The organism is Pseudomonas sp. Irchel 3E19 (genome assembly GCF_900187585.1).
Lineage (GTDB): Bacteria > Pseudomonadota > Gammaproteobacteria > Pseudomonadales > Pseudomonadaceae > Aquipseudomonas > Aquipseudomonas baetica.
Genome location: NZ_FYDT01000020.1, coordinates 26,193 through 48,584, shown reverse-complemented (window position 1 = coordinate 48,584; position 22,392 = coordinate 26,193). Strand labels below are relative to the sequence as shown.

The following is a 22,392-nucleotide window of genomic DNA, read 5'->3' as shown; positions in this document are numbered from 1 at the left end:
GCCTGCTCGCGAAAGCCTTCGTCCAGTCACATTATTAGCGACAGATACACTGCCTTCGCGAGCAGGCTCGCTCCCACAAGGATCAGCGCAGGGCGGCGATCGCGTCGACGGATTCGCGAATCAACGCCGGGCCCTTATAGATGAAGCCGGAGTAGATCTGCACCAGGCTCGCACCGGCAAGAATTTTCTCGGCCGCGTGCTTGCCTTCAGTAATCCCGCCCGCCGCAATAATCGGCAACCGACCACCCAACTCAGCCGCCAGCACTTTCACCGTGTGGGTGCTCTTGTCACGCACTGGCGCGCCGGACAGGCCGCCCGCCTCGTCGCCATGCTCCATGCCTTCAACGCCAACACGGCTCAGGGTGGTATTGGTCGCGATCACCGCGTCCATGCCGGTTTCAATCAACGCCTGGGCGACCTGCGCGGTTTCTTCATCAGTCATGTCCGGCGCGATCTTGATCGCCAACGGCACATGCTTGCCATGACGCAAGGCCAGTTCAGCGCGGCGCGTGGCCAGGTCCGCGAGCAACTGCTTGAGCGAATCACCGAATTGCAGACTGCGCAGGCCCGGGGTGTTCGGCGAGCTGACGTTGACCGTGATGTAACTGGCGTGGGCGTAGACCTTGTCCAGGCAGATCAGGTAATCGTCCACCGCACGCTCAACCGGCGTATCGAAGTTCTTGCCGATGTTGATGCCCAGCACGCCTTTATATTTTGCTGCAGCCACCCGCGCCAGCAGGTTATCGACACCGAGGTTGTTGAAGCCCATGCGGTTGATGATCGCCTCGGCTTCCGGCAGGCGGAAGATCCGTGGTTTCGGGTTGCCCGGTTGCGGACGCGGGGTCACAGTGCCGATTTCGACAAACCCGAAACCCAGTTGCGCAAAGCCGTCGATGGCCGCGCCGTTCTTGTCCAGACCGGCCGCCAAACCTACAGGGTTCGGGAAGTCCAGACCCATGACTGTCACCGGCACCTTCGCCGGCGCCTTGCACAGCAAGCCGTTGAGGCCCAAACGCCCACCCGCGCCGATCAGATCCAGCGACAGATCGTGGGAGGTTTCCGGGGAAAGTTTGAACAACAGCTGACGGGCCAGGGAATACATGGGCGGCGATGACTCGGGCGGCGAAAAGAGGCGGCGATTATAGCCGGGCATCCACCTGCCGCGCGAGGCGCATGCGCAAATCAGCGCGACTGGCATATGCCTTGCACCCTCCTTGTTATCAGCCTGCAGGCCAATGACGGCGTGCAGGCAAGGACAATGGCGTCGTCTTCGGGTTTGCCTGCGCAAAGCCTGGGGCGACGTTTTTTTTCAAGGCGGCTTTTGCAGGTGCATGCGATGAATGAACCCTCCGTCGGGCCACTGGCCTGGGTCAACGGCAGCGACGCCCCGGAAAAAAGCGCGATCAACCTCGGTTTCATGGCCCTGAGCGATTGCGCCTCGGTGGTCGTCGCCGCCACTCAGGGTTTCGCCCAGCCTTATGGCCTGACGCTGAACCTGAAACGTCAGACGTCATGGGCCAATTTGCGCGACAAACTGGTCAGCGGCGAACTCGATGCCGCCCACAGCCTGTACGGACTGATTTACGCGGTGCATCTGGGCATCGGCGGCGTGGCCCCCACCGACATGGCGGTGCTGATGGGCCTCAATCAGAACGGCCAGAGCCTGAACCTGTCCCATGGCCTGCAAAACCTCGGCGTGACCAGTCCTGAAGCGTTGGATCGCCACGTGCACCAAACCCGCGCAAAACTGACCTTCGCCCAGACCTTTCCTACCGGCACTCACGCCATGTGGTTGTATTACTGGCTGGCAAGTCAGGGCATTCACCCATTACAGGATGTCGACAGCGTGGTGGTGCCACCGCCGCAAATGGTCGCGCACCTGCAGGCCGGGCGCATCGACGGATTCTGTGTCGGCGAACCGTGGGCCGCCAGCGCGGTGCAGCAGGATCTCGGTTTCACCCTGGCCACCAGCCAGACCATCTGGCCCGATCACCCGGAAAAAGTCCTCGGCTGCACCCGCGCCTTCGTCGAGCAGTACCCGAACACCGCGCGGGCGCTGGTGATGGCGATCCTTGAAGCCAGCCGCTTCATCGAAGAAAGCCCGGAAAACCGCCGCAGCACCGCGCAACTGTTGAGTGCGCCGGAATACCTCGACGCCCCCGCGGCCTGCATCGAGCCGCGTTTTCTCGGCGATTACGCCGATGGCCTCGGCAATCGCTGGCAGGATCCACACGCGTTGCGCTTTCACGCTAAGGGAGAAGTGAATCTGCCGTACTTGTCCGACGGCATGTGGTTCATGACCCAGTTCCGTCGCTGGGGTTTGCTGCGCGAAGACCCGGATTACCTCGCCGTGGCGGGTCAGGTGCAGCAACTGGACATCTATCGCGAAGCGGCAACCGCCGTGGGCGTCGCCGCGTGGGGCACGGACATGCGCAGCAGTCAGTTGCTCGACGGCAAAATCTGGGACGGCAGCGATCCGGCCGGGTACGCCCGCAGCTTCAAGCTGCACGCCCTGAGCGACGACGCTCGCCTTCTCGCCCGCCGCTGACAGGAGACCGCTAACATGCTGCGCATTCTGCTGATCAACGACACCGCAAAAAAAGTCGGGCGCCTGAAAGCCGCGCTGATCGAGGCCGGCTTCGAGGTGATCGACGAGTCGGGCCTGACCATTGACCTGCCGGCACGCGTCGAAACAGTGCGCCCGGATGTGATCCTGATCGATACCGAGTCACCGAGCCGCGATGTGATGGAACAAGTGGTGCTGGTCAGCCGCGACCAGCCTCGGCCGATCGTGATGTTTACCGACGAACATGACCCCGGCGTGATGCGTCAGGCGATCAAATCCGGGGTCAGTGCCTACATCGTCGAAGGCATTCACGCACAGCGTTTGCAGCCGATTCTTGATGTGGCCATGGCCCGTTTCGAGAGCGATCAGGCCTTGCGCGCGCAGTTGCAGGCCCGCGACCAGCAATTGGCTGAGCGCAAGCGCATCGAACTGGCCAAGGGTTTGTTGATGAAGATGAAGGACTGCAACGAGGAAGAGGCCTACACCTTGATGCGCCGCCAGGCGATGAGCAGGCAGCAGAAGCTGATTCAGGTGGCGGAGCAGATCATTGCGATGAGTGAGCTGCTTGGCTGAGGTTTGCTGAGCCTGTACGGGCCTCATCGCTGGCAAGCCAGCGATAGGCTGCGCCTCGGTCTCAACCTGTTGGCACAAATCTCGCTAAGCATTACGCACAGGTAACCAACGGCGGTTGCCCCACCCACGACAAAGACGTCGCTCACCTCCATCGCTTTCAGGCGATCCAGGTAGCGGCGTTTTTGCGTTTTGGCCCCACAGACCGGGGCCGGTGGTGCGGCCGTGGCGGCGCCCCACCTGCTGTGCATGACTCCTTTCGAGACTCTTTCAGTTGAGGTGCGCGATGAATTCAAGCTTCTGGAAATCCGGCCACACCCCGACACTGTTCGCGGCCTTCCTCTATTTCGACCTGAGTTTCATGGTCTGGTACCTGCTCGGCCCGCTGGCGGTGCAAATCGCCGCCGACCTGCACCTGACCACGCAACAACGTGGGTTGGTGGTCGCCACGCCGATCCTTGCCGGCGCCGTGCTGCGCTTCGCGATGGGCATGCTCGCCGATCGCCTGTCGCCGAAAACCGCTGGGCTGATCGGTCAGGTGATTGTCATCTGCGCACTGTTTGGCGCCTGGAAACTCGGCATCCACAGTTACGAACAGGCGTTGGTTCTGGGCCTGTTCCTCGGCATGGCCGGCGCGTCGTTTGCCGTGGCCCTGCCGCTGGCTTCGCAGTGGTATCCGCCGCAGCATCAGGGCAAAGCCATGGGCATTGCCGGTGCGGGCAATTCCGGCACCGTGTTCGCTGCACTGCTCGCACCGGTACTCGCCGCGTCCTTCGGCTGGGGCAACGTCTTCGGCTTCGCAGTGATTCCGTTGATCATCACGCTGGTGTTGTTCGCCTGGCTGGCGAAAAACGCGCCGCAACGCCCGAAAGCCAAATCCGTCGCCGACTACTTCAAGGCCCTCGGCGACCGCGACAGTTGGTGGTTCATGTTTTTCTACAGCGTGACTTTCGGCGGCTTCATTGGCCTGGCCAGCGCCCTGCCCGGTTACTTCAACGATCAATACGGCTTGAGCCCGGTGACGGCGGGTTATTACACCGCTGCTTGCGTGTTCGGCGGCAGCCTGATGCGGCCCTTGGGCGGCGCATTGGCGGATCGCTTCGGCGGCATCCGCACGTTGTTGGGGATGTACACCGTGGCGGCCATCTGCATCGCCATCGTCGGCTTTAATCTGCCAAGTTCCTACGCGGCGCTGGCCCTTTTCGTCTGCACCATGCTCGGTCTGGGTGCAGGCAATGGCGCGGTATTCCAACTGGTGCCGCAGCGTTTTCGCCTGGAAATCGGCGTGATGACCGGACTGATCGGCATGGCCGGCGGTATCGGTGGGTTTGCCTTGGCCGCCGGCATGGGAGCAATCAAACAAAGCACCGGCAGTTATCAATTGGCGCTGTGGTTGTTCGCCAGCCTGGGGGTATTGGCGTGGTTCGGTCTGCACGGTGTCAAGCGCCGCTGGAGAACCACCTGGGGTTCGGCAGCCGTGACGGCGGCGCGGGTCTGAGCAATCAATGGCCCTGCAACTGAGTTTCGCCGAAGCCAGCGCCACCGGCCCGCGAGCGGAGAATCAGGACGCCTTGCGTCTGGTCACGCCCGCTCCGGCGCTGGCAGCGAGCAAAGGCTATCTGTTCGCCATCGCCGACGGCGTCAGCCAGTGCGCCGATGGCGGCCTCGCCGCGCGTTCGACTTTGCAGGCACTGGCGCTCGACTACTACGCCACCCCGCAAACCTGGGGCGTGGCACAGGCCTTGGATCGCTTGCTGCTCGCGCAGAACCGCTGGTTGCAGGCCAATGGTGGTAGGCAGCCGCTGCTCACCACTGTCAGCGCTTTGGTCATCCGCGGTCGGCGTTTTACCTTGGCCCATGTCGGCGATTGCCGTGTCTATCGCTGGCACGCCGAGAGCTTGCAGCGAATCACCAACGATCACGTTTGGGATCAGCAGGGTATGCAGCATGTACTCAAGCGTGCGCTGGGGCTGGATCAGCACTTGGTACTGGATTTTCTCGATGGGGAATTGCACGAAGGCGAGTGTTTCGTGCTGCTCAGTGACGGCGTCTGGGCGACGCTGGGCGATAGCGCGATTGCGGCGATTCTGCGCGATCAACCGGATCTGCACAGCGCCGCAAAAACACTGGTCGCCGCCGCCCATCTGGCCGGCAGTCAGGACAACGCCAGCGCTTTGCTGGTGCGGGTCGATGCCGTCGGTGAAGCGAGCATCGGCGATGCCTTGATCCATCTGCAGCAATGGCCGCTGCCGCCGCCGCTCAAACCCGGCCAGTCTTTCGAAGGCTGGCAGGTGCAGGGCGTAGCCGGACAGAGCCAGCAGTCGCTGCTGTATCGGGTCCTCGATGGACAAGACCAGACGTGGCTACTGAAAACCCTTCCCGCGCATTCAGCCGATGACCCCATGGCGGGGCAAGCGCTGCTGGCGGAAGAATGGTTTCTCAAGCGCGTGGCCGGGCGGCATTTTCCTGAAGTCCACGCCTGCCCTCAGCGACAGCATGTGTACTACGTGATGCGGGAATATTCGGGGACGACGCTGGCGCAGCTGTTCGCGCGCAACGGCCCGCTGCCATTGGCGCAGTGGCAGGAATTGGCGGAGCGACTGCTGCGTGCGGTGGGGCTGCTGCATCGGCGGCAGATTCTGCATCGGGACATCAAACCGGAAAATCTGCATGGGGGGGATGACGGTGAGCTGCGGCTGCTGGATTTTGGCCTGGCGTATTGTCCGGGACTGTCCGAAGACGCACCGTCAACGCTGCCGGGAACACCGAGTTATATCGCCCCGGAAGGCTTTCGCGGTGATCCGCCGAGTGCGCAACAGGACTTGTATGCAGTGGGCGTGACCCTGTATTTCCTGCTCACAGGGCACTTTCCCTATGGCGAGATCGAAGCCTTTCAGCGGCCACGCTTTGGTCTGCCGGTGAGTGCCGGTCGTTATCGACCGGATCTGCCGGAATGGCTGGCACAGAGCCTGGAGCGCGGGGTGGCGGCTGATCCGCAGCAACGCTTTGAAACAGCGGAAGAATGGTTGTTGGTACTGGAACAGGGAGAGCGCCGCAGTTTGAGCGTGCGGCCTCGGCCGTTGCTGGAGCGTGAGCCGTTGAAGGTGTGGCGGACGATGGCGTTGGTGGCCCTATTGGGAAATCTGGTGCTGCTGGTTTTGTTGTTTCACAGTTGAACCGCGTCGCGCCACTCGCGAGCAAGCCCGCTCCCACAGGGGAATGCATTTTAAATGTGGGAGCGAGCCTGCTCGCGAAGGCGTCCTTACAGGCACTGAAATTCCATCAGTTCAACGCCCCACGAACGAGCAACCCGCCTCGATTCAGTGCAGAAAATCACCCTCAAAACCCGCGAACCCCCAATAAACCCGCCCCCACCCCCACTTGGCACAACCACTGCATTACCCCTCTCAACACACACATAAAGCCCAGCCTTCAACGACGAAGGCTGCGCTTCCCGAGAGAACGGGACCAGGACAAAGGCGTCCTCGCTAGGCAACTAGCGGGACGCCTTTTTTGTTTGCGCAAAATTTCTCGAGCAAGGCCTGACTGCCCACAAGAGGCCAGCCGCCGCTCCCCCGGAGAACCTGATGAAAAAACTCAAACTGGTGATGATCGGCAATGGCATGGCCGGGGTCCGCACCCTGGAGGAACTGCTCAAGCTGAGCAACGAGCTGTACGACATCACAGTCTTCGGTGCCGAACCGCACACCAACTACAACCGCATTCTGTTGTCGCCGGTGCTGGCCGGCGAGCAAACCTTTGAAGAGATCGTGCTCAACGACCTCGACTGGTATCTGGAAAACAACATCAAGTTGCTGCTCAACCGCAAAGTGGTGGAGATCGACCGGGTCAAGCGCCGGGTAATCGCCGAAGACGGTACCGAGGCTGAATATGATCGTTTGCTGATCGCCACCGGTTCAACGCCGTTTATCCTGCCAATCCCCGGTAACACCTTGCAGGGTGTGATCGGTTATCGCGACATCGCCGACACCCAGGCGATGATCGACACCGCAAAAACCCACAAGCACGCCGTAGTGATCGGCGGCGGCCTGCTCGGCCTCGAAGCCGCCAACGGCCTGATGCTGCGCGGCATGCACGTCACCGTGGTGCACCTCGGCGAATGGCTGCTGGAGCGGCAACTGGACAAAACCAGCGGCCAACTGCTGCAAACCGCCCTCCAATCCCGTGGCCTGCACTTTCGCCTGTGCGAACAGACTCAGGCCCTGCACGACGCCGGCAATGGCCGCGTCGGTTCGGTGCAATTCAAGAACGGTGACATCATCCCTGCCGATCTGGTGGTGATGGCTGCCGGCATTCGCCCCAACACCGAACTGGCGGAAAAGGCCGGCATCCCCTGCAATCGCGGGATTCTGGTCAACGACACCCTGCAAACCTACGATCCGCGCATCTACGCGATCGGCGAGTGCGCCAGCCATCGCGGGATTGCCTACGGTCTGGTCGCGCCGCTGTTCGAACAGGCCAAGGTTTGCGCCAACCACCTCGCACAATTGGGCTTCGCCCGTTATCAGGGTTCGGTGACCTCGACCAAACTGAAAGTCACCGGCATCGACCTGTTTTCCGCCGGCGACTTCATGGGTGGCGAAGGCACCGAGACCATCACCCTCTCCGACCCGATCGGCGGCGTGTACAAAAAACTGGTGATCAAGGATGACGTGCTGGTCGGCGCCTGTCTGTACGGCGATACGGCAGATGGCGGTTGGTATTTCCGGCAGATTCGTGAGAATCACGCCATCGGCGAGATCCGCGATCACTTGATGTTCGGCGAAAACGCCCTCGGCGACGTAGGACATCAGGGCCAGGACAAAGCCATGGTCATGGCCGACACCGCCGAAGTCTGCGGCTGCAACGGCGTGTGCAAAGGCACCATCGTCAAAGCCATTCAGGAACACGGCCTGTTCAGCGTCGACGAGGTGAAGAAACACACCAAGGCTGCCAGCTCCTGCGGCTCTTGCGCCGGGCTGGTCGAGCAGATCCTGATCAACACCGTCGGCGGCGCGGCCGACGTCAAACCGAAAAGCGAAAAAGCCATCTGCGGTTGCAGCGACCTCAATCACGGGCAGATTCGTCAGGCCATTCGCGAACAGCATCTGCTGACCATCGCCGGCACCATGAGCTACCTCAACTGGCGCACGCCGAACGGCTGCGCGACGTGCCGCCCGGCGCTCAACTATTACCTGATTTCCACCTGGCCCGGCGAAGCCAAGGACGATCCGCAATCGCGCCTGATCAACGAACGCGCCCACGCCAACATCCAGAAAGACGGCACCTACTCGGTGGTCCCGCGGATGTGGGGCGGCGTGACCAACCCTTCGGAACTGCGGCGGATTGCCGACGTGGCGGACAAGTACAACGTACCGATGGTCAAGGTCACCGGCGGCCAGCGCATCGACTTGCTCGGCATCAAAAAGCAGGATCTGCCCGGCGTCTGGAAAGACCTCGATATGCCTTCCGGCCACGCCTACGGCAAATCCATTCGCACGGTTAAAACCTGCGTCGGCAGCGAGTTCTGCCGCTTCGGCACGCAGAACTCGACGCAACTGGGCATTGAGCTTGAGCACGACCTGTTCAACATGTGGTCGCCGCACAAAGTGAAACTGGCCGTCTCCGGATGCCCACGCAACTGCTCGGAAGCCGGCATTAAAGACGTAGGAATCATCGGCGTCGATTCCGGCTGGGAGATGTACATCGGCGGCAACGGCGGGATCAAAACCGAAGTCGCCGAGTTCTTCGTCAAACTGAAAACCGCTGAAGAAGTCCGCGAGTACAACGGCGCGTTCCTGCAGCTCTATCGCGAAGAAGCCTTCTACCTCGAACGCACCGTGCACTACCTGCAACGGGTCGGCATGGAGCACATCAAGAAAGCCGTGCTGGAAGACCCGGAACGTCGCAAAGCGCTGAACGAACGCCTGCAATTCTCCCTGTCGTTTGAACAGGATCCGTGGAAAGAACGTCTGGCGCAGCCGCAACTGAAGAAAGAATTCGACGTGATTTCCGTGAAAAACCTGGAGGTGCCGGCATGAACTGGCTCGATATCTGTGCTCTGGAAGACATCAACGCCCTCGGTTCGCGGATCATTGCCGGGCCCAAAGGGGACATCGCGATTTTTCGTACGAGTGACGATGAGGTTTTCGCCCTCGACGACCGCTGCCCACATAAGGGCGGGCCATTGTCACAGGGATTGATCTACGGCAAACGTGTGGCCTGCCCGCTGCATAACTGGCAGATCGATCTGGCGTCGGGCGAAGCTCAGGCACCTGACGTCGGTTGCGCGCACCACCACCCGGCCCGGGTTGAAAACGGCCGGGTGCAACTGGCCCTGCGGGACGCAATCTGATGAACCGCCAGACGACCGCCTCGACCTGCTGTTACTGCGGGGTCGGCTGCGGCGTGCTGATCGAGCATGACGGCGAGCGCATCCTCGGCGTCAGCGGCGATCCGGCGCATCCGGCCAACTTCGGCAAACTCTGCAGCAAAGGCTCGACCCTGCACCTGACCGGCGACCTTACGGCGCGAGCGCTGTACCCGGAACTGCGCCTGGGCAAGGGGCTGGCGCGCAGCCGCACGGATTGGGATACGGCGCTTGAGCACGCCGCCAATGTATTCGCCGAGACCATCGCCGAACACGGCCCGGACAGCGTGGCGTTCTACATCTCCGGGCAATTGCTCACCGAGGATTACTACGCGTTCAATAAACTCGCCAGGGCGCTGGTCGGCACCAACAACATCGACAGCAATTCGCGGCTGTGCATGTCTTCGGCGGTGGTCGGCTACAAACGCAGCCTCGGCGCCGATGCGCCGCCGTGCAGCTATGAGGACCTGGAACTCAGCGATTGCGTGATGATCGTCGGCAGCAACATGGCCTACGCCCATCCGGTGCTGTTTCGTCGGCTGGAAGAAGCCAAATCCCAGCGCCCGCAGATGAAAGTCATCGTTATCGATCCACGACGCACCGACACCTGCGACCTGGCGGATCTGCATCTGGCGATTTTGCCTGGCACCGATGTCGCTTTATTCCATGGGATTTTGCATCTGCTGCTGTGGGAAGACTGGGTCGACCGCGACTTCATCAAGGCCCATACCGACGGTCTGGCGGAACTGAAAAGTCTGGTACGTGATTACACTCCGCAAATGGTTTCGCAACTGTGCGGGATCAGTGTCGAGCAGTTACAGCAGTGCGCCGAATGGGTGGGCACTTCGCCCAGTTTCCTGTCGTTGTGGTGCATGGGTTTGAACCAGTCCACCGCGGGTAGCGCGAAGAACAGCGCGCTGATCAATCTGCACCTGGCCACCGGGCAAATCGGCCGTCCCGGAGCAGGACCTTTCTCCCTCACCGGTCAGCCGAATGCCATGGGTGGGCGAGAAACAGGCAGTCTGTCAAACCTGTTGCCCGGCCATCGTGAAGCCGCCAATCCTGAGCATCGTGCTGAAGTGGCGACTTATTGGGGCGTTGACCGGTTGCCGGAGACCACGGGGCTGAGCGCCATCGAACTGTTCGAGCAAGTGCGCAGCGGCCAGATCAAGGCCTTGTGGATTGCCTGCACCAATCCTGCGCAATCGATGCCGGACCAGAGCTCGGTGCGGGCGGCGCTGGAAACTTGCCCCTTTGTGGTGTTGCAGGAAGCATTTCGCACCACCGAAACCGCTGCATTCGCCGACCTGCTGTTGCCCGCCGCCAGTTGGGGCGAGAAGGAAGGTTCAGTCACCAACTCCGAGCGACGGATTTCCCAAGTGCGCAAAGCCGTTCTCGCACCGGGTGAAGCGCGGCCGGACTGGGCGATCACCGTGGATTTCGCACAGCGCCTGGAGAAACGTCTGCGCCCACAAGCGCCAAGCCTGTTTGCCTTTGATCAACCCGCGCAGCTGTTTGATGAGTTCAAACTGCTGACCCGTGGACGTGATCTGGATCTGTCGGGGATCAGCCATGCCTTGATCGACCAGATCGGGCCGCAACAGTGGCCCTTCCCTGCCGGCGCCAAACAGGGAACGCCACGCTTGTATGGCGACGGTATTTTTCCTACGGCCAATGGGCGGGCACAGTTCATCGCCGATCCGTATCGTGCCGCCAAGGAGCAACGCGATGCGCGCTTCCCGCTGACGTTGATCACCGGCCGCCTGCGCGATCAGTGGCATGGCATGAGCCGCACCGGCACTGCCGCGCAATTGTTCGGCCACGTCAGTGAAGCGGTGTTGAGCCTGCACCCGGACGAATTGCGCAGGCATCGTTTGCAGCCGGGGGATCTGGTCAATCTGAAAAGCCGTCGCGGCGCAGTGATCGTCGCGGTTGGCAGCGATGACAGCGTGCGCCCGGGTCAGGCGTTTTTGCCGATGCATTGGGGCGACCGTTTTCTCAAGGGCGGCGTGAACAGCCTGACCCTGTCTGCCTTCGATCCTCTGTCCAAGCAACCGGAACTCAAGCACAGCGGCGTGCGCCTGGAGTCGGTCAATCTGCCGTGGCAGCTTTTCGCACTGATCGAGGGTGACGTTCAACGGCATTTCGAGGCGCTACGACCGCTCTGTGAGGCGTTTTCCTACGTGAGTCTCAGCCTTGTCGGACGTGAGCGATCGGCATTGCTGATACGCGCAGCCAGCAGCGAAGCGCCGGATCCGCAATTGCTGCGTGAAATCGACCAATGTCTGTCACTGATCGAGGGGCCGGTGTTGGCCTACGACGACCCACGCCGGGCCATCGGCAAGCGTGTACGCATTGAAAACGGCCGGATCACCGCCATTCGCCTGGCCGGCGAAACCCTTGCCCGGCACTGGCTGCAAGGCCTGTGGCTGGAAGGCCGTGCAGACGAGCAACTGCGCCGCTGGCTACTGGCGCCAATGAGCGCGCCGCCGGGCAGCGCCGCGGGCTACATCGCCAGCGACAGAACCTTGTGCAACTGCAAAAACGTCAGCCTCAACGCAGTCTGTGCCGGCATCCGCCAAGGCCTGGATCTACAAGGTTTGAAAAACCAATTGGGATGCGGCACGCAGTGCGGCTCGTGCGTCCCGGAAATAAAACGCTTGCTGGCCGCCGATGTGCAGCCGATTGCCGCCATCTGATGAGGAAAACACCATGAATGCAAAAGTCTGGCTGGTGGGCGCAGGCCCTGGCGATCCGGAACTGCTGACCCTCAAAGCAGTGCGCGCCTTGCGCGCAGCCGATGTGGTGTTGATTGATGACCTGGTCAACGACGCGGTGCTTGAACACTGCCCCACCGCGCGAATCATTGCGGTGGGTAAGCGTGGTGGTTGCCGCTCGACACCGCAGGCGTTCATCCACCGCTTGATGTTGAGATATGCCCGTCACGGCAAATGCGTGGTGCGACTCAAGGGCGGGGATCCATGCATTTTCGGCCGGGGCGGCGAGGAAGCGCAGTGGTTGCGTGAACGTGGTGTCGAGGCAGAGCTGGTCAACGGCATTACCGCCGGGCTGGCGGGGGCGACGCAGTGCGATATTCCTCTGACGTTGCGCGGTGTGGCGCGCGGCGTAACGCTGGTGACCGCACATACCCAGGACGACAGCCAATTGAACTGGCAGGCACTGGCGCAGGGCGGGACGACGCTGGTGATTTACATGGGGGTGGCCAAGCTCGGCGAGATTCGTGAACAACTGCTGGCGGGGGGCATGGCGGCGGATACGCCAGTGGCGATGATCGAGAATGCATCTTTGCCAGAGCAGCGGGAGTGCCGCAGTGATCTGCTGGCGATGGAGTTGGATGCCTCTGCGTTTGAGCTGAAAAGTCCGGCCATCCTGGTGATTGGTGCTGTTGCTGCTGTTGCGCAAGATCAAAAAATCGCAGCCTTCAGCAGCTCCTACATGGGAAGTGCATACGTCCTGTAGCAGCTGCCGCAGGCTGGGATCTTTTAGTAGTAGCCAAATCGCAGACAAAGAAAAGCCCGGCCTAAGCCGGGCTTTTCTCGCAGCGGCAGCTAATTACTTAGCTTGAGCTTCAACCTGCGCTTCTACGCGACGGTTAACAGCACGGCCAGCTTCAGTTTTGTTGTCAGCAACTGGGCGGGATTCGCCGTAGCCAACAGACTGAACGCGGGACGATTCAACACCGTACTGGTTGGTCAGAACTTGCTTAACGGCGTTTGCACGACGCTCAGACAGTTTCTGGTTGTAAGCGTCAGGACCGACGGAGTCAGTGTGACCTTCAACAGTAGTGCTGGTGGATGGGTACTGCTTCATGAAGTCAGCCAGGTTCTTGATGTCGCCGTAGCTGTTTGGCTTCACAACCGACTTGTCGAAGTCGAACTTAACGTCCAGCTCAACACGAACAACTTCAGCAACTGCTGGGCAGCCGTCAGCATCAACAGTTACGTTGGCTGGGGTGTCTGGGCACTTGTCAACGTTGTCGCAAACGCCGTCGTTGTCGCTGTCGGAGCAGACTTCAGCTGGTGCTGGAACTGGAGCAGCAGCAGGCTTGGAGCCGCCACCGAAGTTCACACCGATACCGACGCTTGGAGCCCACTCGGTGTCGCCCTGGTCGATGTTGTACTGAGCTTCAACGCCAGCACGGGCGTAGAAGTTGTCAGTGAAGTACAGCTTGGCACCGCCGCCGATGTTGGCGAAGGTGGAACGGTTGCGACCGTTCGAACCGTTCTGGTCGATGCTCTGGTCAGAGAAACCGGCCGAAACGTACGGACGCAGCATGTCGCCCGGGTTGTTGAAGTGGTACAGAGCGTCCAGAGCGGTGTTAGCGCCCTTTACGTTCTTGCCATCGTTGGCACGTACGTTGTGCACTTCGTCGTAGCCCAGACGCAGTTCAACGTCGTCGGTCAGGAAGTAACCGATCGAGCCGCCGAACAGGTTGCCGTTGTTCTTGAAGTTACGAGCGCTGTCGAATTGTTCTTTCTTAGCGAAGCCTTCGATTTCAACTGCGCCTTGGCCTTGTGCCAGAGCGCCGAACGAAGTGGCGGCAATCAGAGAACCAATGGCCAAGCCCAAGGTGTTTTTCAGTTTCATCCGTTAAATCCCCATCTGGTGATTGTGAAGCAGTCCCGCAAACCGGGGGACAACTCGGCGGCAAGTCTATCAGAACTTGCCTACACGTAAGAGATATTTGCGCTGAACTAAGTTTCAGCAATGCCTGCAAATTTCTCACGCAATTTATCTAGAGCACGTTTGTAACGCATTTTTGTCGCACTCAAACCCATGTGCATGATGTCTGCGATCTCCTGAAACTCCAGCTCTGCGACAAATCGCAGCACCAGAATTTCACGGTCGATCGGGTTCACATACACCAGCCAGCGATCAAGCCCGCCCTTCTCCTCAGGTTTTGGCGCCTTTTCTTCGGACGCCTCCTCGAGGGGGTCAAGACTCAATGCGTCCATCAAGCGACGCTTTCGCCGTTCCTTCCGATACTGCGTAATACATTCGTTGTACGTGATGCTGTATAGCCACGTTTTGAACTTTGATTTCCCCTCAAAGTTCTTCAGGCCGTACAGCACCTTCAACATGACTTCCTGACAGACATCGTCTGCGTCGCGATCGTTCCCAAGATATCTCGCGCAGACGTTAAATAATGTTCGCTGGTAACGCCGCATCAGTTCTTCATAGGCGCGCGTCACGTGAAACAGCTCGGTATGCGAGCGCGCGACCAACTCCTCATCAGAGAGCTCGCGGGGGTCGTAGCGCGTGGATAGCGTTTGGGCTTTATTCAAAACAAGTCGTGCCGACAGTCAGGTCAATGTCCGCCGCAACCAGCATCAGCTGGCATTTCGCGGCGGCATACATTAGCAGGGTTTGCCGGGTTAGCGGCTACTCACATGCTGTTCCAGCAGGATCCGATTGGAGAGAGAGACTAGCTCACCCTCATCGGTCAGCAATGTGGTTTTAACCGTGCCGATCTCTTCGATCTGGCCTTCGACCTCGCCAACACGCACTTGTTGCCCAACCTGATACAGCTCACGCACATAGATTCCCGCAAGAATCTGACCGGCAATTTCCCGGCTTCCCAGGCCCATGGCCAGCGCAACGGCCAGACCAACGGTAATCAATACGATGACAATCACATGGTTCAGCAGGTCAGTCTTCACTTCAAGCTGACTGATCGCGACCGAGATGCTGATGATGATCACCAGCCCCTGAGCAATTCGCCCCAGCCCCGAAGCGTAGTCCAGGCCTACGCCTTCTGCCGCCCCGCGCACCAGCCCATTGGCCAATTGTGCGAGCAAAACACCCACCAGCAACACCAGCGCGGCGCCAAATACCTTCGGCAAATACAGCGCCAACATGTCCAGCGTAGCTGAAACTCGCTCAAGTCCAAGGGATTCTGCTGCAGAAACCAGGAAAATCAGCAGAACAAACCAATAGACGATTTTACCGATCAGAGTCGAGATCGGCACTTGCAGCCCTGCACGCGACATCAACTTGGTCAGCCCGGTGCCACCCATCAGGCGATCAAGACCGAGTTTGGCGAGCAGCTTGGACAGCAAGGTATCGAGCAGCTTGGCCACAACGAAACCCAGCAACAGCACGACCAGTGCGCCGAACAGGTTCGGGATGAAGTTGGCGACTTTGGTCCACAACGCAGTCATTGCAGTGACGAGGCTCTGAGTCCAGAGATCAAGTTCCATATTCAATCAGCCTTATCAGCAGTGCGAGCAACAGGTTTACGAAGACGGGAAACCGGCGACACATGGGCCGATCCATTATTCAGGGCGATCATCAGCGCGGGCAGCCAGCGGCCCAGCAGGCTGAACAGATCACCGGCACCCACCTGGCGGTTGGCGGTTTTGAGTACGCGCCCCAGGCATGCATCGTCGTCGCGGCTGGACGGCGAAGCGTTGAGCATGTCGCGCAAAGACTGTTCAAACGGATCGTGCATACGCACCTCTCGTGATGTCTGTGAAAGACGCGGGCAAATTTGGTCGGGTCACATGCGCCATTTTCAAACCCAGCGCAAACGGCGGAATAACCACCATTGTCCGAAGGCCATTGCGAGCACCGTCAAACAGGCAATCAGGAAACCATAAGGGCTACTCGCGAAGGGAATTCCGCCGACATTGATACCCAGTAGCCCGGTGATAAAACTCATCGGCAAGAAGATGCAGGTGATGATGCCGAAGCGATACATCGTGCGATTCATGCGCAGGCTCAAACGCCGGTCTTCAGCCTCCAGCACAAGCCCCACGCGCTCTCGTGTCAATTCGAGCTCTTCAAGATAGCGGGTCAGGCTGTTGTTCAATTCGTTCCAGTAATCGGCATCGTCATCGACAAACCAGGGCAGTTTTATCCGCGTCAGTTGTCCGAAAATATCCCGTTGCGGAGCGAGAAACCGCTTCAGTCCGGCCGCCCTGCGACGGATGTGCAAAATGGCGCCATGCTCAGGGGTATACCGTTCGTCGGCATCCATTTTTTCTTCTTCCTCATCGGCGATTTCCGAGAGGCAAGTGACCAGATCCTGCACCTTGTTAGTGAGCAACTGCGCCAGATAAAGCATCAGCTCAGAAGAGGTTTTCGGGCCCTTGCCCTCCTCCAGCATCGCCAGCAATTCATCAGTGGCACGCAACGGACGCAAACGCAGGGAGATAACGCGCTGAGCGGAGGCAAAAATCCGCACCGAGACCATGTCTTCCGGCTCGGCGCCCGGATTGAGGTTGACCCCGCGCAAGAACAGCAGCAGCTCGGAATCCGGCAACGGCAACAGGCGCGGCCGGGTGTTCTCTTCCAACAGCAGGTCGCAGGTGAACTCATTGAGGCCGCTGGATTTGCGTAGCCAGGTCTGGGTTTGCGGATGACTGCGATCCCAATGCAGCCACAGGCTTTCATGGGCCTGCAGCTGCAAATCGTCGAGTTCAGTCCGGGCTATCGAACGCGCACCACCTTTACCGTCCAGCACCAGGGCGTGCACCAGCCCCCATTGCGCGTTTTCTTCCTCGAACATCCGCATCCCTTTGTCGAAAGCTTATTCAGGCATCTTCAGCGGGCTCGGCGAGATGATTACGCCGTTGTTGTCCGCATAGATGTAGTGGCCCGGGTGGAACGTCACACCGGCAAAAGTGACTGCAACGTCAAGGTCGCCGAGCCCGCGCCTGTTGGACTTCCTCGGGTGGCTAGCAAGGGCCTGCACGCCCAGATCGGTCTGCGCAATGATATCGACGTCGCGGATGCAACCGTAGATCACCAACCCTTCCCAACCGTTTTTCGCGGCTTTCTCGGCCAGCATGTCCCCCAACAGGGCGTGACGCAGCGAACCACCACCGTCGACCACCAGTACCTTGCCATTCCCTTTGAGTTCGACCTGTTCCTTGACCCGCGAGTTGTCTTCGAAGCATTTGATGGTCACGATTTCGCCGCCGAACGAATCACGGCCGCCGAAATTGCTGAACATCGGTTCCAGCACCTGCACCAGCTCCGGATAGGCGTCGCACAGGTCAGGCGTGAGGTAATGGTTCATCGAAAAACTCCTGTAAAAAGGAAGACGATCAAGGATGTCGCACTCTTTTGAAACGAGTCCCGGCGGTCGCTGTTTACCTTAGTTCATCCAATGGTCGCTGAACGAACCTGAACAAACGCTGAAACGTAATAGCGAAACAGCCACCCAATATGACCAGAACCGCACAATGCGTCATATCTTAGCCGCAAGCCGATCCGAACGAAACGCCCTTTTAGAGCGCTCCATCAGACGGCAGCGGCCAGATCCGGCTTCTCGCCCAGCAATGGCGTGCGCTGATCGTTCAACCAACACGCCACCAACGGCCAGACTTCGGCCTGCGCGGCCTTGCTCACGAGCATCTCGACATGCCCGAAGTTGTCTTTGAAGCCCTGAGTGCGCCCCAACTCGATGAACTGCTTATGCTCTGAGCCCACCTGTTCGAACAGTTTGCGGCAAGCCCAACTCGGGTCCTGGTGATCCCCCGCAGCGCTGACTGCCAGCACCGGCACCTGAACGTCGGCAAGCCCTGCCCACCAATCCTTGTTCTTGTCGCCAAAGCGACCGAACAGGCCATACCAACGCATGCTTTCAATGGCCAGGCCGATCGGCTCGTCTTCCGGGCCGCGCTTGAGACGTGAACCGGACAGCTGCGCAAAGCGCTTGAGAATGAAGCGGCTGCTCCACTCCACCGGCGGAATTTTCAGCGGCCAATAGGTGCGGCTCACTTGCGTGCCGAAAAACGCTGCAGAAGCCACGGCAGGCTCGCCCAGGTATTCGCCACCGAGCGCGGCCGCCAGCGTGATGCCACCCAGCGAGTGACCGATCCAGTGCGGCACCTGCCCGCTCTGCTCACGGACAAACGCGGCAATCGCCGGCAGATCGTAGCGAGCGTAGTCGGCAACACGATTGCGCCGGTACTCCTCGTTACGCTGCGACAGGCCGTGGCCGCGCATCTCCGGAATCCACACGTCGAAGCCCAGACGCGCCAGATACGCGCCCAGCCCCAGACCTTTGGGCGAAAACCAGAAGCGCCGGTTGGAAAAACTGCCATGCAGCAGAATCACCGGCACGCCGCGCACCGCCGGTTCATCGGCCATGCCCAGTCGGGTGACGGCGATTTCCACAGACCAGTCCGGGCTGTTGCCGGGTTTCAATCGATAAACGTCTTCGCTCAGATCGCCGCGTCGTTCGGCGCTGATCAGGGCGACAGGAAATAGGTTGCTGCTGCTTTGCATAATGCTCTTGCACAAAAAAGGGCGGCATCTACAGGAGCCCGCCCTACTTGAATCTCAAAACCCGCCTCCTGTGGGAGCGAGCCTGCTCGCGAAAGCGGAGTGTCAGCCAACATCACTGTTGAATGTTGCTCCGTCTTCGTCGGAACGCCGCCCGGAGCAGGCTCGCTCCCACAAGGAAAGCGGGCCGTTCACATACTCTTTAAGCCGGTGTCTGGCCTTCCGCGAGGAAGAACCAGGTTTCCAGCACAGTGTCCGGGTTCAGCGACACGCTTTCGATGCCCTGCTCCATCAGCCACTTGGCCAGATCCGGGTGGTCGGACGGGCCCTGACCGCAGATACCGATGTACTTGCCAGCCTTGTTGCAGGCGGCAATCGCATTGGCCAACAGTTTTTTGACCGCCGGATTACGCTCGTCGAACAGGTGCGCGATGATGCCCGAATCACGGTCCAGACCCAAGGTCAGTTGAGTCAGGTCGTTGGAACCGATCGAGAAACCGTCAAAGAATTCAAGGAATTCTTCCGCGAGAATCGCGTTCGATGGCAGTTCGCACATCATGATGACGCGCAAACCGTTCTCGCCGCGCTTCAAGCCATTCTCGGCCAGCAGATCGACCACCTGGCTGGCTTCGCCGAGGGTGCGCACGAACGGCACCATGATTTCGACGTTGGTCAGGCCCATCTCGTTGCGCACGCGTTTCAGCGCGCGGCATTCGAGTTCGAAACAGTCACGGAACGACTCACTGATGTAACGCGAAGCGCCACGGAAGCCCAGCATCGGGTTTTCTTCTTCCGGCTCGTACAGCTTGCCGCCGATCAGGTTGGCGTATTCGTTGGACTTGAAGTCCGACAGACGCACGATGACCTTCTTTGGTGCAAACGCGGCAGCGAGGGTGCTGATGCCTTCAACCAGCTTTTCTACGTAGAAGCCGACCGGATCGTCGTAACCGGCGATGCGCTTGTCGACGCTTTCCTTGATTTCCTGCGGCAGACCGTCGTAGTTCAGCAGTGCTTTCGGATGCACGCCGATCATACGGTTGATGATGAACTCCAGACGGGCCAGGCCCACACCGGCGTTCGGCAGTTGCGCAAAGTCGAAAGCGCGGTCCGGGTTGCCGACGTTCATCATGATCTTGAACGGCAGCTCCGGCATGGCGTCGACGGAGTTCTTCTTGATGTCGAAGCCCAGCTCGCCTTCGAAGATGTAACCCGTGTCGCCTTCGGCGCAGGACACGGTCACGCCTTGGCCGTCCTTGAGCAGTTGGGTGGCGTTGCCGCAACCGACAACGGCAGGAATGCCCAATTCACGGGCGATGATCGCCGCGTGGCAGGTGCGGCCACCACGGTTGGTGACGATGGCGCTGGCGCGTTTCATCACCGGTTCCCAGTCCGGGTCGGTCATGTCGGAGACCAGCACGTCGCCCGGCTGGACTTTGTCCATCTCGGACACGTCCTTGATGATGCGTACCTTGCCAGCGCCGATGCGCTGGCCGATGGCGCGACCTTCAACCAGCACGGTGCCGGTTTCTTTCAGCAGGTAACGCTCCATGACGTTGGCCTGAGTGCGGCTTTTCACGGTTTCCGGACGAGCCTGCACGATGTACAGCTTGCCGTCATCACCGTCCTTGGCCCACTCGATGTCCATCGGGCAGCCGTAGTGCTTTTCGATGATCATCGCTTGCTTGGCGAGTTCGCTGACTTCAGCGTCGCTGAGGCAGAAACGTGCACGATCAGCCTTGTCGACGTCGATGGTCTTGACCGAACGACCGGCCTTGGCCTCGTCGCCGTAAATCATCTTGATCGCTTTGCTGCCCAGGTTGCGACGCAGGATCGCCGGGCGCCCCGCTTCCAGCGTGCCCTTGTGCACGTAGAACTCATCCGGGTTGACCGCGCCTTGTACAACGGTTTCGCCCAGGCCGTAGGCGCCGGTGATGAACACCACGTCACGGAAACCGGATTCGGTATCGAGGGTGAACATCACGCCGGCGGTGCCGGTTTCCGAACGCACCATGCGCTGCACGCCTGCCGACAGGGCGACCAGTTTGTGGTCGAAGCCCTGGTGCACGCGGTAGGAGATCGCACGGTCGTTGAACAAGGAGGCGAACACCTCTTTGGCGGCGCGGATAACGTTTTCCACACCACGGATGTTCAGGAAGGTTTCCTGCTGACCGGCAAAAGAGGCGTCCGGCAAGTCTTCGGCGGTGGCGGAAGAACGCACGGCCACGGCCACGTCAGGGTTACCGGCCGACAGCGCGGCGAACGCGGTGCGGATCTCGGCATTCAGTTTTTCGGGGAATTCGGCTTCCATGATCCATTGACGGATCTGCGCGCCGGTCTTGGCCAGGGCATTGACGTCATCGACGTCGAGAGCGTCGAGGGCCTGGTGGATCTGATCGTTCAAGCCGCTCAGTTCGAGGAAGTCGCGATAGGCCTGCGCGGTGGTGGCAAAGCCGCCAGGGACCGACACACCGGCACCCGCCAGGTTGCTGATCATCTCGCCCAGGGATGCGTTCTTGCCCCCCACATGCTCAACATCGTGTTTGCCGAGCTTATCGAGGGAAACTACGTACTCTACCAAGGTGATCTCTCCACTAACTGTGTTGGAAAAGCTCAGAAACCGGCAGCTCGGGGGAGCGTTGGCCGGTTGTATGGCCTGGACCTGGAAAATAAGTGAGAATGCGGGCCAATGGCGGCCGGCAAATCGCGCCTATCATATCCAAGATTGATGACTAGCTTAAGGCCCAAGGTGCAAATGAAACGATCTGCTTTCTTTATCTCCGATGGCACCGGCATCACCGCCGAAACCCTGGGTCAAAGCCTCTTGGCGCAGTTCGAAAACATTACCTTCAGCAAATTCACGCGACCGTACATCGACAGCGTGGATAAAGCGCGGGCCATGGTACAACAAATCAACAAAGCCGCCGAAACAGACGGCTTTCGGCCGATTATCTTCGACACCATCGTCAATCAGGACATCCGTGAGATTCTCGCAACGTCCAATGGTTTCATGATCGACATTTTCTCGACCTTCCTGGCGCCTCTCGAACAGGAACTGACCGAGCATTCTTCCTACACCGTTGGCAAATCCCATTCGATCGGCCATAACTCCAATTACATGGAGCGTATCGAGGCGGTGAACTTCGCCCTCGACAACGACGACGGCGCGCGCACCCACTATTACGACAAGGCCGATCTGATACTAGTGGGCGTGTCGCGATGCGGTAAGACGCCGACGTGCCTGTACATGGCCATGCAATTCGGCATCCGCGCGGCCAACTACCCGCTGACCGAAGACGATATGGAGCGCCTGACCCTGCCAGCGGCCCTGCGCGCGCACCAGCACAAGCTGTTCGGCCTGACCATCGACCCGGACCGCCTCACCGCAATCCGCAACGAGCGCAAACCCAACAGCCGCTACTCGAGCTACGCCCAGTGCGAATTCGAAGTACGCGAAGTGGAAAACCTCTTCCGCCGCGAGAACATCCCGAACATCAACTCCACGCATTTTTCGGTGGAAGAGATTTCGGCGAAGATTCTCGTGGAGAAAGGCGTGGAGCGGCGGTTCAAATAGATTGGCGGTGTCTGGTCTGACGCCTTCGCTGGCAAGCCAGCTCCCACAGGGATTTGTGGT

General features: G+C 59.9%; 18 protein-coding genes. 9 read left to right on the top strand and 9 right to left on the bottom strand.

The window, feature by feature from the left end; all coding sequences use genetic code 11:
- Nucleotides 1-82: 82 nt before the first annotated feature.
- The gene (locus CKW18_RS14690; RefSeq protein WP_095189486.1) at nucleotides 83-1,102 is read right to left on the bottom strand and encodes a quinone-dependent dihydroorotate dehydrogenase; all 1,020 of its coding nucleotides are present in this window, start codon (nucleotides 1,100-1,102) and stop codon (nucleotides 83-85) included.
- A 234-nt stretch (nucleotides 1,103-1,336) separates the two neighbouring features.
- Here CKW18_RS14690 and CKW18_RS14685 point away from each other — a divergent pair, with 234 nt between their 5' ends.
- The 8 genes from CKW18_RS14685 to cobA all read left to right on the top strand — a co-directional run bounded on the left by CKW18_RS14685 (nucleotide 1,337) and on the right by cobA (nucleotide 12,986).
- Nucleotides 1,337-2,548, top strand: coding sequence for a CmpA/NrtA family ABC transporter substrate-binding protein (locus CKW18_RS14685; RefSeq protein WP_095189451.1), 1,212 nt, complete (start codon nucleotides 1,337-1,339; stop codon nucleotides 2,546-2,548).
- 15 nt (nucleotides 2,549-2,563) lie between these two features.
- A complete protein-coding gene (locus CKW18_RS14680) occupies nucleotides 2,564-3,139 on the top strand; it encodes an ANTAR domain-containing response regulator (RefSeq protein ID WP_095189450.1) in 576 nt (191 codons plus the stop codon).
- 283 nt (nucleotides 3,140-3,422) lie between these two features.
- Nucleotides 3,423-4,634 carry a NarK/NasA family nitrate transporter gene (locus tag CKW18_RS14675; protein WP_095189449.1) on the top strand — a complete coding sequence of 404 codons (1,212 nt, stop codon included), beginning with the start codon at nucleotides 3,423-3,425 and terminating at the stop codon, nucleotides 4,632-4,634.
- A gap of 7 nt (nucleotides 4,635-4,641) precedes the next feature.
- Complete coding sequence (locus CKW18_RS14670) at nucleotides 4,642-6,312, top strand: bifunctional protein-serine/threonine kinase/phosphatase (RefSeq protein ID WP_095189448.1); 1,671 nt, start codon at nucleotides 4,642-4,644, stop codon at nucleotides 6,310-6,312.
- 411 nt (nucleotides 6,313-6,723) lie between these two features.
- Complete coding sequence (gene nirB / locus CKW18_RS14665; protein ID WP_095189447.1) at nucleotides 6,724-9,177, top strand: nitrite reductase large subunit NirB; 2,454 nt, start codon at nucleotides 6,724-6,726, stop codon at nucleotides 9,175-9,177.
- Nucleotides 9,174-9,491 (top strand): nitrite reductase small subunit NirD, encoded by a 318-nt coding sequence (gene nirD / locus CKW18_RS14660; protein ID WP_095189446.1) that lies wholly within the window; start codon nucleotides 9,174-9,176, stop codon nucleotides 9,489-9,491. The genes nirB and nirD overlap by 4 nt, the downstream gene beginning before the upstream one ends.
- Nucleotides 9,491-12,205 carry a nitrate reductase gene (locus CKW18_RS14655; RefSeq protein ID WP_095189445.1) on the top strand — a complete coding sequence of 905 codons (2,715 nt, stop codon included), beginning with the start codon at nucleotides 9,491-9,493 and terminating at the stop codon, nucleotides 12,203-12,205. The genes nirD and CKW18_RS14655 overlap by 1 nt, the downstream gene beginning before the upstream one ends.
- Nucleotides 12,206-12,218: 13 nt before the next feature.
- Nucleotides 12,219-12,986 (top strand): uroporphyrinogen-III C-methyltransferase, encoded by a 768-nt coding sequence (gene cobA, locus CKW18_RS14650; RefSeq protein WP_095189444.1) that lies wholly within the window; start codon nucleotides 12,219-12,221, stop codon nucleotides 12,984-12,986.
- A 93-nt stretch (nucleotides 12,987-13,079) separates the two neighbouring features.
- Here cobA and CKW18_RS14645 read toward each other — a convergent pair whose 3' ends face one another.
- The 8 genes from CKW18_RS14645 to ppsA form a co-directional block, all read right to left on the bottom strand.
- Entirely contained in the window at nucleotides 13,080-14,114 is a 1,035-nt protein-coding gene (locus CKW18_RS14645; protein ID WP_095189443.1) for an OmpA family protein, read from the bottom strand.
- A 107-nt stretch (nucleotides 14,115-14,221) separates the two neighbouring features.
- Complete coding sequence (sigX, locus tag CKW18_RS14640; RefSeq protein WP_011333251.1) at nucleotides 14,222-14,812, bottom strand: RNA polymerase sigma factor SigX; 591 nt, start codon at nucleotides 14,810-14,812, stop codon at nucleotides 14,222-14,224.
- 90 nt (nucleotides 14,813-14,902) lie between these two features.
- Complete coding sequence (locus tag CKW18_RS14635) at nucleotides 14,903-15,727, bottom strand: mechanosensitive ion channel domain-containing protein (RefSeq protein WP_007916401.1); 825 nt, start codon at nucleotides 15,725-15,727, stop codon at nucleotides 14,903-14,905.
- Between the two features lie 2 nt (nucleotides 15,728-15,729).
- The gene (locus tag CKW18_RS14630) at nucleotides 15,730-15,978 is read right to left on the bottom strand and encodes a CrfX protein (RefSeq protein WP_095189442.1); all 249 of its coding nucleotides are present in this window, start codon (nucleotides 15,976-15,978) and stop codon (nucleotides 15,730-15,732) included.
- A 63-nt stretch (nucleotides 15,979-16,041) separates the two neighbouring features.
- The gene (locus CKW18_RS14625) at nucleotides 16,042-17,037 is read right to left on the bottom strand and encodes a zinc transporter ZntB (protein WP_095189441.1); all 996 of its coding nucleotides are present in this window, start codon (nucleotides 17,035-17,037) and stop codon (nucleotides 16,042-16,044) included.
- Nucleotides 17,038-17,058: 21 nt separating this feature from the next.
- On the bottom strand, nucleotides 17,059-17,550 hold the full coding sequence (gene rraA, locus CKW18_RS14620; RefSeq protein ID WP_095189440.1) for a ribonuclease E activity regulator RraA: 492 nt from the start codon (nucleotides 17,548-17,550) through the stop codon (nucleotides 17,059-17,061).
- Between the two features lie 224 nt (nucleotides 17,551-17,774).
- The gene (locus tag CKW18_RS14615) at nucleotides 17,775-18,764 is read right to left on the bottom strand and encodes an alpha/beta fold hydrolase (RefSeq protein ID WP_095189439.1); all 990 of its coding nucleotides are present in this window, start codon (nucleotides 18,762-18,764) and stop codon (nucleotides 17,775-17,777) included.
- A gap of 199 nt (nucleotides 18,765-18,963) precedes the next feature.
- On the bottom strand, nucleotides 18,964-21,339 hold the full coding sequence (ppsA, locus tag CKW18_RS14610) for a phosphoenolpyruvate synthase (RefSeq protein WP_095189438.1): 2,376 nt from the start codon (nucleotides 21,337-21,339) through the stop codon (nucleotides 18,964-18,966).
- A 174-nt stretch (nucleotides 21,340-21,513) separates the two neighbouring features.
- On the opposite strand from ppsA, the gene CKW18_RS14605 reads away from it, so the two are divergent.
- Nucleotides 21,514-22,332, top strand: a complete 819-nt coding sequence (locus tag CKW18_RS14605) for a pyruvate, water dikinase regulatory protein (RefSeq protein WP_095189437.1) — start codon at nucleotides 21,514-21,516, stop codon at nucleotides 22,330-22,332.
- The last annotated feature ends 60 nt before the right edge of the window (nucleotides 22,333-22,392 follow it).